This is a genomic window from Pimelobacter simplex, from assembly GCF_024662235.1.
Classification (GTDB): domain Bacteria; phylum Actinomycetota; class Actinomycetes; order Propionibacteriales; family Nocardioidaceae; genus Nocardioides.
This window is the reverse complement of record NZ_CP096276.1, coordinates 4,582,076-4,601,844: the sequence shown is the minus strand read 5'-3', so window position 1 is coordinate 4,601,844 and position 19,769 is coordinate 4,582,076. Positions and strand designations below refer to the sequence as shown.

16 protein-coding genes are annotated in these 19,769 nt (G+C 74.7%); 8 read left to right on the top strand and 8 right to left on the bottom strand.

The window, feature by feature from the left end:
* Position 1: 1 nt before the first annotated feature.
* Entirely contained in the window at positions 2–2,062 is a 2,061-nt protein-coding gene (locus M0M48_RS22565) for a glycosyltransferase (protein WP_257752840.1), read from the bottom strand.
* 80 nt (positions 2,063–2,142) lie between these two features.
* Positions 2,143–3,678 (bottom strand): hypothetical protein, encoded by a 1,536-nt coding sequence (locus M0M48_RS22560; RefSeq protein ID WP_257752839.1) that lies wholly within the window; start codon positions 3,676–3,678, stop codon positions 2,143–2,145.
* A 115-nt stretch (positions 3,679–3,793) separates the two neighbouring features.
* Between M0M48_RS22560 and M0M48_RS22555 the strand changes: the two genes are divergently transcribed.
* Genes M0M48_RS22555 through M0M48_RS22530 form a run of 5 tightly spaced genes read left to right on the top strand, consistent with a single transcriptional unit; the run spans position 3,794 to position 10,150 of the window.
* The gene (locus M0M48_RS22555) at positions 3,794–5,242 is read left to right on the top strand and encodes an FAD-dependent oxidoreductase (RefSeq protein ID WP_257752838.1); all 1,449 of its coding nucleotides are present in this window, start codon (positions 3,794–3,796) and stop codon (positions 5,240–5,242) included.
* Positions 5,242–8,109 carry a nitrite reductase large subunit NirB gene (gene nirB, locus M0M48_RS22550; RefSeq protein ID WP_308220335.1) on the top strand — a complete coding sequence of 956 codons (2,868 nt, stop codon included), beginning with the start codon at positions 5,242–5,244 and terminating at the stop codon, positions 8,107–8,109. The genes M0M48_RS22555 and nirB overlap by 1 nt, the downstream gene beginning before the upstream one ends.
* Complete coding sequence (locus M0M48_RS22540) at positions 8,106–9,218, top strand: uroporphyrinogen-III synthase (RefSeq protein WP_257752837.1); 1,113 nt, start codon at positions 8,106–8,108, stop codon at positions 9,216–9,218. Before nirB ends, M0M48_RS22540 begins: the two co-directional genes overlap by 4 nt.
* Positions 9,215–9,904 (top strand): sirohydrochlorin chelatase, encoded by a 690-nt coding sequence (locus tag M0M48_RS22535; RefSeq protein WP_257752836.1) that lies wholly within the window; start codon positions 9,215–9,217, stop codon positions 9,902–9,904. Before M0M48_RS22540 ends, M0M48_RS22535 begins: the two co-directional genes overlap by 4 nt.
* Positions 9,905–9,952: 48 nt before the next feature.
* On the top strand, positions 9,953–10,150 hold the full coding sequence (locus M0M48_RS22530; protein WP_215812366.1) for a DUF7489 domain-containing protein: 198 nt from the start codon (positions 9,953–9,955) through the stop codon (positions 10,148–10,150).
* Here the strand turns inward: M0M48_RS22530 and M0M48_RS22525 are convergent.
* On the bottom strand, positions 10,147–10,593 hold the full coding sequence (locus M0M48_RS22525; RefSeq protein ID WP_215812367.1) for a MarR family winged helix-turn-helix transcriptional regulator: 447 nt from the start codon (positions 10,591–10,593) through the stop codon (positions 10,147–10,149). The two genes, M0M48_RS22530 and M0M48_RS22525, sit on opposite strands and share 4 nt — an antisense overlap.
* Positions 10,594–10,753: 160 nt before the next feature.
* Between M0M48_RS22525 and M0M48_RS22520 the strand changes: the two genes are divergently transcribed.
* Positions 10,754–11,944 (top strand): MFS transporter, encoded by a 1,191-nt coding sequence (locus M0M48_RS22520; RefSeq protein ID WP_257752835.1) that lies wholly within the window; start codon positions 10,754–10,756, stop codon positions 11,942–11,944.
* A gap of 27 nt (positions 11,945–11,971) precedes the next feature.
* Positions 11,972–12,787: an aldo/keto reductase gene (locus M0M48_RS22515; RefSeq protein WP_374586257.1), complete on the top strand. Its 816-nt coding sequence runs from the start codon at positions 11,972–11,974 to the stop codon at positions 12,785–12,787.
* Between the two features lie 28 nt (positions 12,788–12,815).
* Here M0M48_RS22515 and M0M48_RS22510 read toward each other — a convergent pair whose 3' ends face one another.
* The 5 genes from M0M48_RS22510 to M0M48_RS22490 all read right to left on the bottom strand — a co-directional run bounded on the left by M0M48_RS22510 (position 12,816) and on the right by M0M48_RS22490 (position 18,444).
* Positions 12,816–14,477, bottom strand: coding sequence for a hypothetical protein (locus tag M0M48_RS22510; protein WP_257752834.1), 1,662 nt, complete (start codon positions 14,475–14,477; stop codon positions 12,816–12,818).
* 235 nt (positions 14,478–14,712) lie between these two features.
* Positions 14,713–16,224 carry a sodium/solute symporter gene (locus M0M48_RS22505; protein WP_257752833.1) on the bottom strand — a complete coding sequence of 504 codons (1,512 nt, stop codon included), beginning with the start codon at positions 16,222–16,224 and terminating at the stop codon, positions 14,713–14,715.
* Entirely contained in the window at positions 16,221–16,595 is a 375-nt protein-coding gene (locus M0M48_RS22500; protein WP_215812370.1) for a hypothetical protein, read from the bottom strand. The genes M0M48_RS22505 and M0M48_RS22500 overlap by 4 nt, the downstream gene beginning before the upstream one ends.
* The gene (locus M0M48_RS22495; protein ID WP_215812371.1) at positions 16,592–17,320 is read right to left on the bottom strand and encodes a LytR/AlgR family response regulator transcription factor; all 729 of its coding nucleotides are present in this window, start codon (positions 17,318–17,320) and stop codon (positions 16,592–16,594) included. Before M0M48_RS22495 ends, M0M48_RS22500 begins: the two co-directional genes overlap by 4 nt.
* Positions 17,317–18,444, bottom strand: a complete 1,128-nt coding sequence (locus tag M0M48_RS22490; protein ID WP_308220334.1) for a sensor histidine kinase — start codon at positions 18,442–18,444, stop codon at positions 17,317–17,319. The genes M0M48_RS22495 and M0M48_RS22490 overlap by 4 nt, the downstream gene beginning before the upstream one ends.
* A gap of 123 nt (positions 18,445–18,567) precedes the next feature.
* Between M0M48_RS22490 and M0M48_RS22485 the strand changes: the two genes are divergently transcribed.
* On the top strand, positions 18,568–19,767 hold the full coding sequence (locus tag M0M48_RS22485) for an MFS transporter (RefSeq protein ID WP_257752831.1): 1,200 nt from the start codon (positions 18,568–18,570) through the stop codon (positions 19,765–19,767).
* Positions 19,768–19,769 lie beyond the last annotated feature (2 nt).

Genomic DNA, 19,769 nt, shown 5'->3' with positions numbered 1-19,769 from the left:
CTCAGGCCCCCACCGCGACCGGTACGACGGCCGCGCCGTAGAGCGTCGACGTGCGCTCCAGGACGTCCGACCAGTCGAGCGGCGGGGCGACCCGGCGGTTGTGCGCCGCCATCCGCGTCCGCAGCCCGTCGTCCTGGACCAGGTCGGCGAGCGCGACGGCCATCTCGGCGTCGTCGTGCACCAGCAGCCCGTCGACCCGGTCCCGGACGAACTCGGTGACCCCGCTGCCGCGGTGGGCCACCACCGGCAGACCCGCGCAGCGGGCCTCCAGCGCGGCGATCCCGAAGGACTCGCGTGGTGCCGGCGCGACGTAGAGCGACGCGGTCCGCAGGACGTCGCGCACGTCGCGCCGGCTGACCCGGCCGGTGATCGTCACGCAGTCGCTCAGCCCGTGCCGGCGCACGTAGCGATCGGCCCGCCCCCAGAGCGGCCCGTCGCCCACGACGACCAGCCGGACGTCGCGTCCCGGGGTCAGTCGGCGGACCTCCCGGAACATCTTGAGCAGCTGCAGTGGGCGCTTGCGCGGCATCAGCCGCATCACGCTCACGATCACCACCGGGTGGTCCGCGGCACCCCCCAGGGCCGCGGGTCCGGGGCGCCATCGATCCACGTCGATGGCGTTGGGCAGGACGGCGACCTCGGCGCCGCCCAGCGCCCGGCGGCACACCTGTGCCGCGGCCTCGCTCACCGCCGACCAGGCGACCGGCCAGCGGCGCAGCCAGGCCAGCGCCGCCAGCCGGACGACCCCACCGGCGCCGGTCCACAGGGAGTGCACGGTGACGAGCGTCGGTACGCCGGCCGCGGCGGCCGCGCGGGCGACACCGAGGCCGTAGGGGGAGAACAGCGAGACGTGGACGTGCACCGCGTCGTACCGGCCTTCGCGGATGGCGCGCCGGGCCTCGCGCACGGGCGCTCGTCGTACCCAGGGGGGATCGGTGACGGCGCCCGGGACCGGAGGGGTGAGCACCTCGGCGTCGAGACCGGCCGCGCGCTGGTGGCGGGCGAGGTCGTCGACGTGGGTCTCGATACCGCCCAGCCGGGGCAGGAAGACGTCGGTGACGTGGGCGACGCGGCGGACCGGGCCGCTGCGCAGCTCGAGGCCCGGCGTGGCCGAGCGCCGTGCGCTCCGGCGCTGCCCGAGCAGCCACAGGCCGAGGGCGCCCCCGCCGACGGGGATCTCCACGGCGAAGACGAACAGCCGGTAGAGCACGATCGCCGCGGCCACCCCGGCCGGGTCGCCGCCGAGGGCGAGCAGCACGCCGGCGAGGCCGAGGTCCGCGAGCCCGATCCCGCCCGGGGTCACCGGAACGATCGTGACCAGGCGCTCGACCGCGAAGCCGGCGATCACGTCGGCGGGCGTCGTACCGGCGCCGGTGAGGTGGAGACAGAGGCCGAGCAGCAGGCACTGGAGGGCGACGTACCCGGTGATCCCGAGGGACATCCGCACCCAGCCGCGGGCGATGAGCGCCGTGCACTCACGGCGCACGTCGTGCAGCGCGCCGCCCATCAGCCCGGCCCCGCGGGACGTCGCCAGCAGCACCCCGGCCGCCGCCACGAGCAGCACGAACCCGCCCGAGGCGATCAGCGCCGCATCGCGCAGCGGCGGCAGCACCGCCTCGCCGGCCCGGGTCAGCGCGAGCACCCCGACGAGGGGGAGGAGCAGCTTGGCGCCGGTGTCCCACAGGTTGGTGAGCAGCGTGTAGCCGGTGAACGAGCGGGTGTTGATGCCCCAGGCCTTCATCATGCGGCGGTTGAGCTCGACGCCGGCCGCGCCACCGAGCGGGATGACGTTGGCCACCGCGCTGCCGGTGACGTTGAGGGTGAGCGCGCGGCGGTGGGTCAGGCTCGGCGCCGCCGCGGTGAGCACGAACGAGTGGACGTAGAGACCGAGCAGCCACAGCCCGGCCAGGCCGAGCACGGCCGGGACGGGGATCGCGAGCAGCACCGGCAGGACGCCCGTCCACGACACGTTCACCGCCCGCGGTACGACGACCACGACCAGGCCGAGCGCCACGAGCCACGACGCCGCGAACCGCAGCCGGCCCCAGGCCCGCGGGCTCATGCGGGGCCGTCCGGTGGGATCACGGTGCGCATGCCCGGACCGTAGGATTTCCTCGATGAAGCGAAGATGAAGCCGCCGGGTCAGGGCGCGCGGCGCTCCCACACGTGCAGGACGCCGAAGCCCGCGCGCTCGACGTAGGCCTGGTGCAGGCGGTCCTCGACCCGTCGCGCGGCCGCCGGGTCGATGCCCCAGGTCGCCACCCCGTGCCCGGAGACGACGATCCAGCGCGGGGCGTCCGGGCCGCCGAGCACCTGCTGCAGCGTGCTCAGGTGGGGATCGCGGACGCGCACCGGCAGGCTCCACAGGTGCGGGTAGGGACTGCGCAGCCCGCTGCCGGCGACCACCTGGGGGTTGCCGAACGTGACCACCACCCCGTCGCCGGGGTCGGCGTGGGCGCGCAGCCAGGTCTCCGTCCGGGCATCGGCGTCGATCCGGTGCGGGGTGCGCACCTGGTGCCCCCAGGCGATCGCGGCCGAGACGACGGCCAGCGCCACGCAGGCGCCGACGATTGTCCGGCCGACGGTCCGGGCGGGGATCGCGGGCGCGGCCGGGCCGGCGGGCACCGGCGCCCGGGAGACGCTGACCAGCAGCACCAGCCCGGGCAGGAGCCCGGTCAGGTAGTGCAGCCAGTAGCTCCCGCCGCCCACGACCCCGACGACCTCCCACGCCACCAGGACGAGCGCGGCCACGGGGACCGCCCGCGGGCCCGGGCCGGCGATCCTCCGGCCGACGACGGCCACGGTGGCCAGGAGCACGGCGGCCGCCCCGCTGACGACGAACGCGACCGCGACCTCGCCGAACCGCTGGGGGGTGGCCGCCGACGCGGACGAGCCGATCACGGCGGAGGCCTCGATCCGGAAGGTGACCACGGCGTCCCACAGCTCGGCGGGGGTGGTGCCCTGGGCGGCGGCGCCGGCGAGCGCCGTACCGAGGACGGTGAGGGCGCCTGAGGCGAGCGCGGCGAGCCGCCGGCCGATCCGGTCGACGTCGCGGTGGGAGAGCACGAGCACGACGACGCCGAAGACGAGAGCGTCGACGAGGTTCTGCTTCACCAGGGCGGCCGCCATCCCGGCCCCGCCCGCGACCGCCGTCAGCGCGAGCGTACGACGCCCGGCGGGCGCCCCGAGCGTGCCGACCAGGACCGCCAGCCCCAGCAGCACGAACGGGATGCCGAGCACCTCGCCGTTGGCCTCGGGCATGCCCAGCAGCGGTGAGCAGAGCAGCGCCGCGGCCAGCACCGGAGCGAGCAGCGACGGCCGTCCCTCGACGCGGGCCGCGAGGAGGCCCGCCAGCAGCACGGTCAGGGCCGCGGCGACGACTCCGACCCAGCGCACGCCCGGGACGGTCAGCCCGTCGACCGGGAGGCTCGCCCCGCCGAGCTCGCCGCCGAGCCGGAAGAGCCAGAGCAGCAGCGGCGGCCGGTCGACCCAGTAGTCGCCGTACAGCGACGAGCCGGGCGACCAGTCCCGCGCGAGCAGCCAGTAGCCCGCCTCGTCCGCGCTCAGGGGTCGGCCCAGGAACGGCAGCCGGGCCAGCGCGGCGACACCGGCGGCGACGAGGACACCGGCGAGGTAGGTGCTCCGGGGCGCTCCGAGGCGCCGGGCCGGTGCGGGCATGACGTCATCCTCCCTCGGGGGTGGGCGCCGTCCGGTGAGGCCGTGAGGACTCGTTGACATCGTGGTGCAGCGCGACGCACCCGGAGCGAAACCTCCGTCCCGTTGCATGGGCGTCATGAACCCGAGCCCCCGCCGCGTCGTCGTCGTGGGCTCCGGCATGGCCGCGACCCGGCTGGTCGAGGAGCTGGTCGCGCGCGGCGCGCACCGCTCGCTCGCCGTGACGGTGCTGGGCGACGAGGACGCGCCGCCGTACAACCGGATCCTGCTGTCCGCGGTCCTGGAGGGCACCTACCGGCCGTCGTCGCTCACGCTCCGCTCCCCCCAGTGGTACGACGACCACGGCATCGACCTGCGTCGCGGCGCGCGGGTGAGCGGGATCGACCGCGCGTGGCGCGAGGTCGTGCTCGCCGACGGCACCCGCCTCCCGTACGACGCGCTGGTGCTCGCCACGGGCGCCATCCCCACGCTGCCGCCGATCCGCGGCCTGGTGCGCGCGGACGGCGCGCTGCACGACGCCGTGCACGCCTTCCGCTCGCTCGCCGACTGCGAGCGCCTGGTCGCCGCGCTCCCCACCGGCCGCCGCGCGGTCGTAGTCGGGGGCGGCCTGCTGGGTCTGCAGGTGGCGCGGGCGCTGGGTGCGCGCGGCATCGTGACCGAGATCGTCGAGGGTGCCGACCACGTGCTGCACCAGCAGCTCACCACCGCCGCGGGCCGGATCCTCGCCCGTGACCTGCGCCGGCTCGGCGTCGCGGTCTACACGAGCGCCCGTGCCGTCCGGCTCCTCGACCGCCCGGACGACCCGTCTGCCGGCCGGGTCGCGCTGCGGCTCGACAACGGCTACTCGCTCGACACCGACCTCGTCGTGCTGACCGCCGGCGGGCGCCCGTCGACCGCGCTGGCCCGCGGTGCCGGGCTCGAGGTCCGCCGCGGCATCGTCGTCGACGACCGGCTGGCCAGCGTCACCGACCCGGCGGTCCACGCCCTCGGCGACTGCGCCGAGCACGACGGCCGCACGACCGGCTTCGTCTCACCCGCCTGGGAGCAGGCCGGCGTCCTGGCGGGGGTCCTGGCCGGCGAGGCCACCCGGTACGACGGCAGCCGGGTCGTCGCCCGGCTCCGCGCCACCGGCCTCGACGTCGCCGTCCTCGGCGACTCCGCGGCCGAGGTCGCCGCCGGTGGCGAGGTCGTCGAGGTCGCCAACCCGATCTCCGGCTCGCACCGTCGCCTGGTCGTGCGCGAGGGCCGGATCGTCGCCGCGACGCTGGTCGGCGACCTGTCCCGGGTCGGCCTGATCACCCAGCACTTCGACCGGCGCACCGCGCTCGGTCCCGGCGAACCCGGCCGGCTGCTCCTCCCGGAGCCCACGGCCGCGGAGCGCACGCTCCCCGACGACGCCGAGGTGTGCGCCTGCGCGGGCGTCACCGCCGGCCGGATCCGGGCCTGCTCCTCGCTGGAGCAGGTCCGCGACACCACCCGCGCGACCACCGGCTGCGGTGGTTGCGCCAGCACGGTCCGGCAGCTGCTCGCCAGCCGCCCGGCCCTCGCCACGAAAGGACGCCTGTGATGGCACCTGAGCACCTCCGCAAGCAGCGCCGCCGCCTGGTGGTCGTCGGCCACGGCATGGTCGGCCACCGCTTCGTGCAAGCGGCGATCGAGCGCGGGCTCACCGAGACCCACGACATCACGGTGCTCGGGGCGGAGCCGCGTCCGGCGTACGACCGAGTGGCGCTGACGTCCTACTTCGAGGTGGGTGCCCAGGCGCTCTCGTTCCTCCCCGACGGCGGGTACGACGACCCGCGGGTCGCGCTCCACCTCGACACCGAGGCCGCGGCGATCGACCCGGAGGCCCGCACCGTCGTCACCGCCGACGGCGCCGTCCACCCCTACGACGAGCTCGTGCTCGCCACCGGCGCGGCACCGTTCGTGCCGCCGGTGCCGGGCCACGACCTCGGCAACGTCTTCGTCTACCGCACGATCGAGGACCTGGAGGCGATCCGCGCGGCCTGCGCCGGCGCGCGCAGCGGCGTCGTGATCGGCGGCGGCCTGCTCGGTCTGGAGGCGGCCAACGCGCTGCACCAGCTGGGCGTCGAGACCCACGTCGTCGAGATGGCGCCGCGCCTGATGGCGGTCCAGGTCGACGATGCCGGCGGCGCGACCCTCGCCCGCCACATCGGCGACCTCGGCCTGCGGGTCCACACGGGTGTGGTCACCGAGGAGATCGTCGGCGCGGCCGGCCGGGTCGCCGGGCTGCGCTTCCAGGGTGCCGACGAGCCGCTCGCCGCCGAGGTCGTCGTCTTCTCGGCCGGCATCCGCCCGCGCGACGCGCTCGCCCGGGCCGCCGGCCTCGACCTCGCCGAGCGCGGCGGGGTGCTCGTCGACGAGCAGTGCCGCACCTCCGACCCCCACGTGTGGGCGATCGGCGAGTGCGCCGCACCCGGCGGCCGGATGTACGGCCTCGTCGCGCCCGGCTACGCGATGGCCGAGGTCGTCGTCGACACCCTGCTCGGTGGCGCGGCCGGCGCCTTCACCGGCGCCGACATGTCGACCAAGCTCAAGCTCCTCGGCGTCGACGTCGCCTCCTTCGGCGACGCCTTCGCCACCGCGGAGGACGCGCTCGAGGTGGTCTTCGCCGACGCCGTCGCGGGCGTCTACAAGAAGCTCGTGGTCCGGGAGGACGAGGGCGGGCGCTACGAGCTGCTGGGCGGCATCCTCGTCGGCGACGCCTCGGCGTACGGCGTCCTGCGCCCGCTCGTGGGCTCCGGCATGGCACTGCCCGACAACCCCGAGGAGCTCATCCTCCCGGCCGGGCGCGGCGCCGCCGAGATCGGTCTGCCCGACGAGGCGCAGGTCTGCTCCTGCAACGACGTGACCAAGGGCGAGATCGTCGCCGCCGTCTCCGAGGGCGGATCCTGCGACGACGCCGGCTGCGTCACCGCGTGCACCCGTGCCGGTGCCACCTGCGGGTCCTGCAAGAGCGTGGTCAAGAAGATCGTCGAGGACCACTTCGCCGCCACCGGGCGTACCGTCGACAAGTCGCTGTGCGAGCACTTCGCGCTGACCCGCCAGGAGCTCTTCGACGTCGTCGCGGTGCACGGCTACCAGCGCTTCGACGACATCGTCGCCGGGCACGGCCGCGGGCGCGGCTGCGACATCTGCAAGCCCGCCGTGGCGTCGATCCTGGCCAGCCTGCTCAACCACCACGTCCTCGACGGCGCCAACGCGACGCTCCAGGACACCAACGACGCCTACCTCGCCAACCTCCAGAAGAACGGCACCTACTCCGTCGTCCCGCGCCTGCCCGGCGGCGAGGTGACACCCGACAAGCTGATCGTGATCGGCGAGGTCGCCCGCGACTACGGGCTCTACACGAAGGTCACCGGCGGTCAGCGGATCGACCTCTTCGGCGCCCGGATGGAGGACCTGCCGGCCATCTGGAAGCGGCTCGTCGACGCCGGCATGGAGTCGGGCCACGCCTACGGAAAGTCGCTGCGCACGGTGAAGTCCTGCGTCGGCTCCACCTGGTGCCGCTACGGCGTGCAGGACTCGGTCGGCCTCGCCGTCGAGCTCGAGCTGCGCTACCGCGGCCTGCGCTCGCCCCACAAGCTCAAGGGCGGTGTCTCCGGCTGCGCCCGGGAGTGCGCCGAGGCGCGCGGCAAGGACTTCGGTGTCATCGCCACCGAGAAGGGCTGGAACCTCTACGTCGGCGGCAACGGCGGCGCCGTCCCCGCCCACGCCCAGCTGCTCGCCGGCGATCTCTCGCACGAGGAGCTCGTCCGCTACCTCGACCGCTTCCTCATGTACTACGTGCGCACCGCCGACCGGCTGCAGCGGACCGCGAGCTGGGTCGCCGAGATCGGCGGCCTGGACCGGGTCCGTGCGGTCGTCGTGGACGACGTCCTCGGCCTCGGCGCCGAGCTGGAGGCCGCGATGGCGCGCCACGTCGACTCCTACTTCGACGAGTGGAAGGCGACCATCGACGACCCCGACAAGCTCGCTCGGTTCGTCTCCTTCGTCAACGCGCCCGGGATGGCCGCGCCCGCGATCGCCTTCCAGGAGGAGGCGCGCGCGACGACGCTCACGCTCGGCACCGCGGTGTGCCGCCTCGACCAGGTCCAGCGCGAGTCCGGCGTCGTCGCGCTCGTCGGCGGTGAGGACGTCGCCGTCTTCCGGACCTACGACGACGAGGTCTTCGCGCTCGCCAACCTCGACCCGTTCGGGCAGGCCTCCGTGCTCTCCCGCGGGATCGTCGGCACGACGGCGCGCGACGAGACCGACGTCCCGTTCGTCGCGAGCCCGCTGCTCAAGCAGCGTTTCGACCTGCGCACGGGCGTCTGCCTGGACGACCCGGCGGTCGCCGTACCGACGTACGACGTCCGCGTGGTCGACGGCGTTGTGGTGGTGGGCGCGCGGCGCGAGACAATCGCGTCGTGACTGACCTGCCCCTGTCCGGATTCACGATCGGCGTGACCGCGGCGCGGCGGGCCGAGGAGCAGATCGCGCTGCTGGAGCGGCGCGGCGCCACCGTGGTCCACGCGCCGGCGTTGTCCGTCGACCCCAACCGGATCGACGAGGTGGGCCTGCGCGCCGCGACCGATGAGGTGCTGGCCCAGCCGGTCGACATCTTCGTCGCCACCACCGGCATCGGCCTCAAGTCCTGGTTCACCGCGGCCGAGCGCTGGGGACGGCTCGACGCCCTCACCACCCACCTGTCCGGCGCGGAGATCCTGGCCCGCGGGCCCAAGAGCGTCGGCGCGCTGCGCCGGTTCGGCCTGCGCGAGCTGTGGGCGCCGGAGTCCGAGGCGTTCGAGGACGTGCTCCTGCACCTGCGCGGACGCGACCTCCAGGGCCGGCGGATCGTCGTCCAGGAGCACGGGCAGTCGCTCTCGCTCGCCGCCCACGCGCTGCGCCGGCTCGGTGCCGACGTCACCACCGTCGCCGTCTACCGGGTCGAGGGCGCGGCCGACCCCGAGCCGATGTTCGGCCTGATCGAGGCCGTCGCCGAGCGCCGTGTCCACGCGGTCACGTTCACCGCCGCGCCCGCGATCGCCGCGATGATGGAGGCCGCCGGCACCACCGGCCACCGCGACGAGGTGGTCAGCGCCTTCCAGGCCGACGTCATCGCCTCGTGCGTGGGGCCGGTCACCGCCGCCGCCTTCGAGATGTGGGGCGTGCCGTCGATCTACCCCGACCGCTCCCGGCTCGCCGCGATGGTCAAGCAGCTCGAGGCCGAGCTGCCCTCCCGCGCCGCCGGTACGTCGATCGACGTCGCCGGCCACACCCTCCTGCTCCACGGCGACGACGTGCTCCTCGACGGCGTCGAGGTCAAGCTCTCGCCCGCGCCCTACGCCGTGCTCCAGGCCCTGCTCGTCAACCCGGGCACCGTCGTCTCGCGCCGCGACCTGCTCGTCGCGCTGCCCTCGGGCACCGCCGGCTCCGAGCACGCCGTCGAGATGGCCGTGGCCCGGCTGCGCGCCGCCCTCGGCACCCGTGTCGTGCAGACCGTGGTCAAGCGCGGCTACCGCCTGGCGGTCGCGTCGTGACGAGCGCGCCGCACCTGGTCACCGTCGCCCACGGCACCCGCACCGCCGCCGGCAACGAGGTCGCCCGGGTGATCACGCGGGTCGCGGGGGAGCGGCTGGGCTGGACCGCCACGACGTCGTACGTCGAGCTGTGCGCGCCGCTCTTCGCGGACGTCGTGGGCGCGGCGACGACCCCGGTGGTCGCCGTACCGTTGCTGCTCTCGACCGGCTACCACCTGCGCCAGGACCTCCCCGCCGCCGTCGCGGCCGGCGCCCGCCCGGACCTGGTCCGGCTCGGCCCGGCGCTCGGTCCCGACCCGCACCTCGCGGCCGCCCAGGTCGACCGGCTCCGCGCCGCCGGGGCCCTGCCCGGCCAGCCCGTCGTCATGGTCGCCGCGGGCTCCTCCGACCCGGCCGCGCTCGACGACCTCGACCACGAGGCCCACCTGCTCGCCCACGCCTGGGGTGCGCCCGTGCGCCTCGCGACGCTGTCGGGGCGCGGACCCCGCCTCGCGGAGGTCGTGCGGCGCGGTGACGCCGTGTCGTCGTACCTGCTGGCGACGGGGCACTTCCACCGCAAGGCCCGCCACGACGCCCTCGCCGCCGGTGCCTGCGTCGTCGCCGACGTCATCGGCCCGCACCCGCGCGTCGCCGAGCTCGTCGTCGACCGCGTCCGCGCGCTCGCCCCCGCGCTTGCGGTCGCCTGACTAAGGTCGGTCCTGACGGGTTCGTCGAACCTCGGAGAGGAGACCGTCATGACCGAGGCCTGGGAAGGTGTCGTCGTCAAGAAGTCGCGGGGGCTCTACGACGGAGCCAACATGTACCGCCGGCTCAAGGTGCGCACCACCGGCGGCGCGATCGTCAAGGCCCGCGTCGACAAGGACGTCTGGAACGCCGTCGAGGTCGGTGACGCCGTGCGTCGCGACGCCGACGGCACCGTCGCCAAGGCCTAGCTCGCGGCGACCGAGCCGACGAAGCCCGCGAGCCCGGCGAGCTCGGGGATCTCCTGTGCCTCGTCGAGCGTCGTGCGCAGCACCTCGTCGTGGAGGGGGCGCGCCTTCGCGAGGAGCGCCCGTCCGGCCGGGGTGAGCTCGGTGTAGATGCCGCGCCGGTCGTCGGCGCACAGGATCCGGGTCAGCAGCCCGCGGTTCTCGAGCCGGGTGACCAGCCGGGTCGTCGCGGACGCCGACAGCGCCGCCGCACGGGCGAGCTGCTGCATCCGCATGTGCCAGCCGTCCTGGCGGCTGAGCGCGTCGAGCACGGTGAACTCGACCACGGAGAGGCCGTGCTCGCGCTGGAGCGCCTTCTCGAGCGCCGCCTCGATGAGTCCGTGGACGGCGGCCAGCGTGCGCCAGCCCTGCGCGCGGATCTCCACGGCGTCGTCGGCGATGCCCATCGGGGCTCCTCTCGTCGGTCCCTGCCCGGCTCAGCATACCTGAGTTGCGCGGATAGTGCGCGTGTGCAACTATCGATAAGGCGCGTGTGCAACTAATGCAGACGCCGACTATCTCCCCACGCTACTCACCGCACCTCTCTCTTCGTAGGAGCAACTGCCCATGCCAGTCGCACTCGTGGCGCTCGCCATCGGCGGGTTCGGGATCGGCCTGACGGAGTTCGTGATCATGGGCCTGCTGCCCGAGGTCGCGGACGACTTCGCCGTCACCGAGACGACCGCCGGCTACCTCATCTCCGGCTACGCGCTCAGCGTCGCGGTCGGCGCGATCGTGCTGACCCTCGCCCTCACCCGGGTGCCGCGCAAGACCGCGCTGCTCGGCCTGATGGTGCTCTTCATCCTCGGCAACCTGATCTCGGCCCTCGCGCCGGACTACGCCACCATGATGTCCGGCCGCGTCGTCGCGGCCCTGTGCCACGGCGCCTTCTTCGGTATCGGCTCCGTCGTCGCCGCCCAGCTCGTCGCGCCCGAGCGCAAGGCCAGCGCCATCGCCTTCATGTTCGGCGGACTCACCCTCGCCAACGTCCTCGGCGTCCCCCTCGGCACCCTGCTCGGCCAGGCCGCCGGCTGGCGCTCGACGTTCTGGGCGATCACCGTGATCGGCGTCCTCGCCCTCGTCGGCATCGCCGCCCTCGTCCCCGCCGCCCGCGGCGCGGCGCCCGCCTCGAGCCCCCGCGCCGAGCTCGCCGCCTTCCGCAGCCCCCAGGTCTGGCTCTCGATCACCGTCACCGTCCTCGGGTACGGCGGCATGTTCGGCGGCTTCACCTACATCGCCTTCACGCTCACCGAGGTGAGCGGCTTCGCCTCCGGCGCCGTCCCCCTGCTGCTGGTCCTCTTCGGCGCCGGCATGGTCGCCGGCAACGTCCTCGGCGGCCGGGCCGCCGACCGCGACCTGGTCCGCACGCTGCTCGTTGTCCTCGCTGCCCTCATCGTGGTCCTGGCCGGCTTCGCGCTCACCGCGAGCAGCCCGGTCCTCACCGTGATCGCCCTGGTCCTCATGGGCGGGGTCGGCTTCGCGACCGTGCCCGGCCTCCAGATGCGCGTCATGGCGTACGCCGACCGCGCGCCCACCCTCGCCTCGGGCGCCAACATCGCCGCGTTCAACGTCGGCAACGCCCTCGGTGCCTGGATCGGCGGCCTCACCCTGGCCGCCGGCCTCGGCTACACCTCACCCCTCTGGGCCGGCGCCGCCATCACCGCCGCCGGCCTCGTCGTGCTCGTCGTCGCCGCCCTGGCGCCCGGCGGCGAGCTGCGTCGTACCCCTGCTCCGGTCGCGACACCCGTCGCCGCCTGAACCCACCCCGTACCCCAGGAGGATCCCATGCAGATGCAGGTCACGCTCAACAACGGAGTCGTCATGCCGCAGGTCGGCTTCGGCGTCTTCCAGGTCCCGAACGACGAGACCGAGGCGGCCGTCAGCGCCGCCCTCGAGGTCGGCTACCGCAGCATCGACACCGCCTCGATCTACGGCAACGAGGAGGGCGTCGGCCGCGCCCTCGCCGCCTCCGGCCTCGCCCGCGACGAGCTGTTCGTCACCACCAAGCTCTGGAACAGCGACCACGGCTCCGCCGTCGCCGCCTACGACGCCAGCCTGGAGCGCCTCGGCCTCGACCACGCCGACCTCTACCTGATCCACTGGCCGGCCCCCGCGAACGACCGCTACCTCGACGCCTGGACCGGCCTCGAGGAGCTGTACGCCGCCGGCCGGGTCCGCGCCATCGGCGTCTCGAACTTCCTGCCCGACCACCTGCACCGGGTCGCCGGCCTCGGCGGCACCGTCCCCGCCGTCAACCAGGTCGAGCTCCACCCCGCCCTCCAGCAGCGCGACATCCTCGCCGCCGACGCCGCCCTCGGCATCGTCACCGAGGCCTGGAGCCCCCTCGCCCAGGGCGCCCTCCTCACCGACCCGACCATCACCACCATCGCCGAGCGCCTCGGCCGCACGCCCGCCCAGGTGATCCTGCGCTGGCACCTCCAGCAGGGCCGCGTCGTCATCCCCAAGTCGGTCACCCCGTCCCGGATCGCGGCCAACCTCGACCTCGACGGCTTCGAACTGACCGCGGCGGACCTGGCCGCCGTCGACGGGCTGGAGCGGGACGGGCGGGTGGGGCCGCACCCGGCCGAGTTCACCGGCTGACCTCGTCGGCTGGGCGGTCGGCGCCGGGCTACTCGTCGAAGGCGACCCGCAGCACCAGTCGCTGCCGGTCGCCGTCGTCGGCGACGAGGAGCCCGGCGGAGTCGAGCGGGGCGATGTCGGTGGCGCGCAGGTCGCCCTCGGCGAAGTCGACCAGCCAGTCACCCGCGTCGAAGTCGACGTAGGTCAGCGTGGTCGCCTCCGCGGCGTCCGGGAGCACCCGCTGGAAGCGCTCGTCGTCGCCGAGGTTCGCCTGCGGACGTGCCAGCTCGTCGAGGAACGCCGCGCTCGGCCCGATGAGCACGCCGCCGTCGACCCGCCGCGACGCGAGGAACGGCGCCACCTCGGGGCCGATGCCCGTGCGCAGCTTCGCGAGGGCCGCCTCGATCGTCTCGGGATCGCCGGTCACCCGGGCGGCCAGCGGGGCTTCGCGGGGGCCGCCGGAGTCGAGCCGCGCGACGAAGTCGGCCGCGGCGACGAACGCCACCCGGTCGCCGCCCAGCGCCGCGAGGTCGGCGGGCCCGAGCCCCGTCGCCTTCTCGAACGCCTTCGCGGAGGTGACGCCGGAGTTCTCCTGGACCGCCTTCTCGGCCCAGCCGTCGGCGAACCCGCCGCCGAACGCCAGCGCGACACCCGCCGGCAGCTCGCGCACGGCGGCGAGAGCGTCGCGGCCGTCGTACCGGACGGCTGAGCTGGGCAGTGCAGGGTCGGCCACGACCTCCAGCTCCAGCGTCCCGTCCTCGAAGCGCGCCACGCCGCCCAGCCCGGCGAAGGCTGCCAGCTGCTTGCGCAGCTCCTCGGGGACCAGGTCGTCCAGGTAGCTCTCCTCGTAGTCGTCCTCGAAGTCGTCCTCGGTCTCGAACGCGTGGTCGTCCGCCTCCTCCAGGTCGAAGGAGAGGAACGAGGCGAACGCCAGCAGTGAGCTGATCGGATCGACCTGGCCGAGGCTCCCGAACGCGAACAGCGCGAAGAACGGATCCTCCGCGATCTCGGCGAGCACGGCCTGACCCGCCTCCGGGGACGCGTAGAGCGTCACCACGCCCGGGTCGCCCGCGGCGCCGGTCAGGTCGCGGAACGTGCGGTCCTCGGCCAGCCGCGCCTTCCGGCCGTCGGCCAGCACCTGGCGCGCCACCGTCTCGGTGCGGGCCAGCACCACCCAACCGTCCCCGGTCGCGAAGCCGACCTCGTCCTCGCACCCCGCGAGCGCCTTCGCCAGCCCGGTGCGCGCCTCGTCGGCATCGCCCGCCTGGACGACGACGACCGGCTCCAGCTCGTCCTGGGGTACGACGGCCAGCGCCGCCCGGTCGCCCGCCCACCCGTCGAAGTCGTCGAACCCGAGGCCGCAGCCGTTGTCGTCGATCACCTGCTCGACGAGCGAGCGTCGTAGATCGTCCTGGCTCGCCAGCCCGAGGTGCTTCTTCAGGCTCGGGAACCGCCGCAAGGTGTCGTACGCCGCCACCTTCTGCCCGCCCGGAGGGTCGAGATCCACCGCGACGTACGCCACGGTGTCGGCGGGCAGCGCCTCGGCCGCCTGCGGCCCCTGGGCGAACCACTCCCGCCAGGCCCAGGCTCCGCCCCCGACCACCGCGACGGCGCCCACGGCGCCCGCCGCGAGCAGCGCCGTCCGGCGGCGGCGACGCGACGGTCGTGCTGCGGGCGGGACGGCAGGAAGGACGTCGCCGAGGGAGCTCATCGCGACACCGTAGGGGGACAAGAAGGGGCAATGGGCGGCTTCGGTGGGAAATCCCCCAAGCCGCCGTCGATCACCTGCTGGTCCGTTCGCTGAGCGGCTGCGCGCCGTGGGGACGCGCAGCCGCTCAGCAGCTCCGTGGTGCGCTGCCTGTCCGGGAGGGACGGCCTCGGCGCCGGGGCCACTGGAGGGACGCAGAACCACGCGCGTCCTTACGCAGATCAGCCGGCGAGCGCCGTCACCCCCGGTCCGCCCCCAACGTCTCCGGCGTGTGCAACCGCACCAGGAACCGCCGCGCATGCACCGGCTCCCGGCTCGCCGTCCCCAGCGACACCCCCACCATCACCAGTACGGCGAGCGGCACGCTCCACGCCGCCGGCTGCGCGAGCAGCGCCCCGGTCCATCCCCCCGGCGCATAGCCGGCCAGCGTCGCGATCGCCGCCCCGCCCGCGCCGAGCCCGCCGGCGGCGAGCCCGGCCAGCGCACCGGCGTCGGTCAGCCGCCGCCACCAGATGCCGAGCACCAGCAGCGGGCAGAACGTCGACGCGGCCACCGCGAACGCCAGGCCCACCGACTGCGCCACCCCCACGTTGCGCACCAGCAGGGCCGCGACGACGGGGATCACGACCGCGACGACCGCCGCGAGCCGGAAGGCCGCGACCCCACCGCGCCGCTCGCCGACCAGGCGCGTGGTGACGTCCTGGGTGAGCACGCCGGAGACGGCGATCGCGAGTCCCGACGAGGTCGACAGGAACGCGGCGAACGCGCCCGCCGTGACCAGGCCGGTCAGCAGGTCGCCGCCGAGGCCGCCGAGCATCAGGCGCGGCAGCTCGAGCACGAGGACGTCGGAGCGTCCCTCGTCGACCAGCCGGCCGGCGTACACGCGGCCGAGGGCGGCGTAGACCGGCGGCCAGAGGTAGAACAGCCCCAGCAGCGCCAGGACGACGACCGTGGTCCGGCGGGCCGCGCGGCCGTCGGGGTTGGTGTAGAAGCGCACGACCACGTGCGGCAGGCCCATCGTGCCGAGGAACAGCCCCGCGATCAGCGAGTACGTCGTGTACAGCCCGATCCCGCCGTCCCCCGCGACCGGGATCGACCAGCCGTCGGCGCCCGCCGGACTGCTCGGCCGCCCGTCGCCCCACCACACCACGAGCAGGACGGCGACCGGCACCAGGATCGCGGTCAGCTTGAGCCAGTACTGGAACGCCTGGACGAAGGTCACCGAGCGCATCCCGCCGGCGGTCACGTTGGCGAGCACGACCCCGCCGACGACGACCGGGCCGGCCCACTCGGGCGCGCCGATCGCGGTGCGCAGGGTCAGGCCGGCGCCCTCGAACTGGGGGATCAGGTAGAGCCAGCCGATGCCGACCACGAGCAGCGAGCAGGCGGCGCGGACGGTGCGTGAGCCGAGCCGCGCCTCGGCGAAGTCGGGCAGCGTGTACGCCCCCGAGCGGCGCAGCGGCGCCGCCACCAAGACGAGGAGCACGAGGTAGCCGGCGGTCCACCCGACGGGGTACCAGAGCATGTCCGCCCCGCCGACGAGCAGCAGCCCGGCGATGCCGAGGAAGGACGCCGCGGAGAGGTACTCCCCGCCGATGGCCGACGCGTTGAGCCCCGGCCGCACGGTCCGCGAGGCCACGAAGAAGTCGCTCGTCGTGCGCGAGACCTTGAGCCCCCAGATGCCGATCGCCAGGGTCACCAGCGTCACCAGGACGACCGCGACCAGCCCCGGTACGGCGGCCGAGCTCACGGCTCCTCGCCCCCGACGAGGTCCGCGAACGCGCGCTCGTTGCGCTCGGCCCGGCGCACGTAGCGCCAGGCGAGGAGCAGCAGGAACGGGTGCACCAGGACGCCGAGCAACAGCCAGGGCAGCGGGATCCCCAGTGGGTGCGCGTCGGCCAGCCCCGGGGCGAGGCGGAACGCGATCGGCAGGACGCCGAGGGTGAGCGCGAGGACGCCGAGCACCCGGGCGGCGAGCCCGAGCTGCTCGCGCAGCAGCGAGCGCAGGTAGACGTCGCCCAGCGCGGTCTGCTCGTGGACGTCGCCGAGCCGGCTCGCGGGTCGGCCCGCGGCCGCGGCGGTGTGCCGCGGCGGCCCGGTGACCCGTACCCGCTCGGTCATGAGCCCGCGCGCGCCCGCCGGACCAGGACGTCGCGCAGCCCGCGGGTGTGCCGCCGGCTGACGGGCAGCTCGGTCGCCCCGATCCGTACCGAGGTGCGCCCGGCCTCGGTGCGGACCTCGGTGACGTGGGCGAGGGCGACCAGCAACGAGCGGTGGATCCGGTGGAACCCGGCCTCGGCCCACTCCTCCTCCAGCGTCGTCAGTGGCACCCGGACCAGGTACGCCTCGCCGTTGGCGGTGTGCAGCCGGGCGTAGTCGCCCTGCGCCTCCACGTGCGTGATGTCCCCGCGGTCGACGAACCGGGTGACGCCGCCGCGCTCCACCGCGACCTGGGTGTCGCTCGCGGGCGGTGGGGGAGCGGTGCCGCCGAGCACGCGTCGTACGGCTTCGGCGAGGCGCTCCGGCCGGACCGGCTTGAGCACGTAGTCGACCGCGTGCAGGTCGAAGGCATCCACCGCGTGCTGCTCGTGCGCGGTCACGAACACCACCGGCGGCGGCTGCTTGAACCGGCCGAGCACCTCGGCCAGCTCGAGCCCGCTCAGGCCGGGCATCTGGACGTCGAGGAAGACGCAGTCGACCTCGCGCTCGCGCAGGATCCGCAGCCCGTCGGTCGCCGACTGGCACGCGACCACCTCGGCGACCCGGTCGTCGGCCTGCAGCAGGTAGGTCAGCTCGTCCAGAGCCGGGCGCTCGTCGTCGATCGCCAGCACCCGCAGGCCGCTCACACGCTCACCCCCGGCGCGAACTTCGGCACGCGCACGATCACCTTGGTCCCGGCCCCCGGAGCGGTCTCCACGACCAGACCGTAGTCGTCACCGAAGGTCGCGCGCAGCCGTGCGTCCACGTTGCCGAGGCCGACCGAGTCGAGCGCGACGTCGCCGGCGAGCGCGCGTCGTACCTTGTCGGGGTCCTCGCCGACCCCGTTGTCCTCGACCTCCAGCACCGCCTCGTGCCCGCGGTCGTGCGCGACGATCGTCAGCTGGCCGGTCTGCTCGATGCTCTCGAGACCGTGCCGGACGGCGTTCTCGACGAGCGGCTGGATGCAGAGGAACGGTACGACGACCGGCAGCACCTCCGGCGCCACGTTGAGCGTCACCTGGAGCCGGTCACCGAACCGCGCCTGCTCCAGCAGGAGGTAGCGCTCGATCGAGCGCAGCTCCTCGGCCAGCGTCGTGAACTCCCCGTGCCGCCGGAAGGAGTAGCGCGTGAAGTCCGCGAACTCCAGCAGCAGCTCGCGCGCCCGGTCGGGATCGGTCCGGACGAAGCTCGCGATCGCGTTGAGCGAGTTGTAGACGAAGTGCGGACTGATCTGGGCGCGCAGTGCGCGGACCTCGGCCTCGATCATCCGGTTGCGGTGGGCGTCGAGCTCGGCCAGCGCGAGCTGCCCGGAGACCCACTCGGCGACCTCCTCGGTCGCCCGGACCAGTCCCGCCGTCGGCGTCGGCGCGAACGCCTGGACGGTCCCGAGCACCCGCCCCTCCACCACCAGCGGGCTCACCACACCGGTCCGGATCGGGCAGCCGCCGACCGAGCAGCCGAGCTGGCTGCGATCGACGGTCCGGGTCGCCCCCTTCTCGATCGCGAGCAGTCCGACCACGGGGGCCTGGTCGAGGTGGTGGGTGCCGAGCCCGTCCCAGGCGAGGACCGCCTCGGTGTCGGTGATCGCGACGGCCGGCGTACCGAGCAGGGTGCGCAGGTGCCGCACGGCCCGCTCCGCGCTCGCCGTGGTCAGTCCCTCGCGCAGCGCCGGTGCGGCCAGGGACGCCTGGTGCAGCGCCCGGAACGCCGCCCGGTCGGCCTCGCTCCCGAGCCGCCCGCGCCCGCGCCGCCACCGCCGCTCCGTCCGCATGGGACTCATCATGCACCGGCGGAGCGGGGTGCCGCTGCTCACAAATACGAGACGCTCCGTCTCGGTTTCTGCTAGCGTCGAGAAACGAGACAGAGCGTCTCGTTTCCTGAAAGGCAGACCCCCATGAACCCGCCCCAGCCCGTGTCCCCTCCCGCGATCGCCGCGATCGCGTTCGCCTTCCTCGTCACCATGCTCGGTACGACGCTCCCGACGCCGCTCTACGCGATCTACTCCGCGCGCCTCGACTTCTCCGAGCTCACCGTCACGATCCTGTTCGCGGTCTACGCCCTCGGTGTCGTCGGCGCCCTGCTCTGCTTCGGCCGGCTCTCCGACCAGGTCGGCCGGCGTCCCGTCCTCGTCGCCGCGACCACCCTCGCCGGTCTGAGCGCCGTCCTCTTCCTGCTGCCGCCCTCGCTCCCGCTGCTCGTCGTGGCCCGCGTCGTCTCGGGTCTCGCGGCCGGACTGATGAGCGGGACCGGCACCGCCGCCCTCATCGACGCCTTCGCCCCCGAGCGCCGTACGACGGCCGGGGCGCTCGCCGTGGGCGCCAACGCCGGCGGCCTCGCGGTCGGCACGCTCCTCGCCGGAATCGTCGCCGAGCTCGCGGGCGCGCCCCTCGTCGTCCCCTACGGCGTGCACCTCGCCCTCGCCGTCGTCGCCGCGGCCGGCCTGTACGCCTTCGTCCCGGCGCCGGAGCGCACCGGCCGGGTCAGCGTGCGCTTCCAGCGCCTGTCCGTCCCGGCCGAGATCCGCGGCGCCTTCGTCCGCGCGGTGCTCGCCGCCGGCAGCGGCTTCGCCGCCATCGGCGTGCTGACCGCGGTCTCGTCGCTCTTCCTGGCCCGCTCGCTGCACCACGACAGCCACGCGCTCGCCGGCTTCGTCGTCTTCCTCGCCTTCGGCGGGATGGCGCTCGGCCAGCTCGCCGCCCGCGGCACCGGCCCGCGCACGGCGATCGTCGTCGGCTGCACCGGACTCGTGGTCGCCGCCGCCACGCTGGCGCTCGCCCTCGCCGCCGTCCTGCTCGTCCCCCTGCTGGTGGCCGCCGCGGTCCTCGGCCTCGCGAGCGGGCTGTGCCTCAACGCCGGCCTCGCGCTCACCGTGGAGCAGGCCGAGCCGGCCAGCCGCGGGGCGGTGTCGTCGTCCTTCTTCGCCGGGCTCTACCTGATGCTCGCGGTCCCGGCGATCGGTGTCGGCCTGCTCGCGAGCGCCATCGGGCTGCGCGACGCCGGACTGGTCTTCGTCGCCGCCGCCGCGGTGCTCGTCGCCGTGGTCGGCGCGCTCACCCTCCGCAGCGCCCGCCGTCCCGTGGCCCTCGCCGCCTAGGA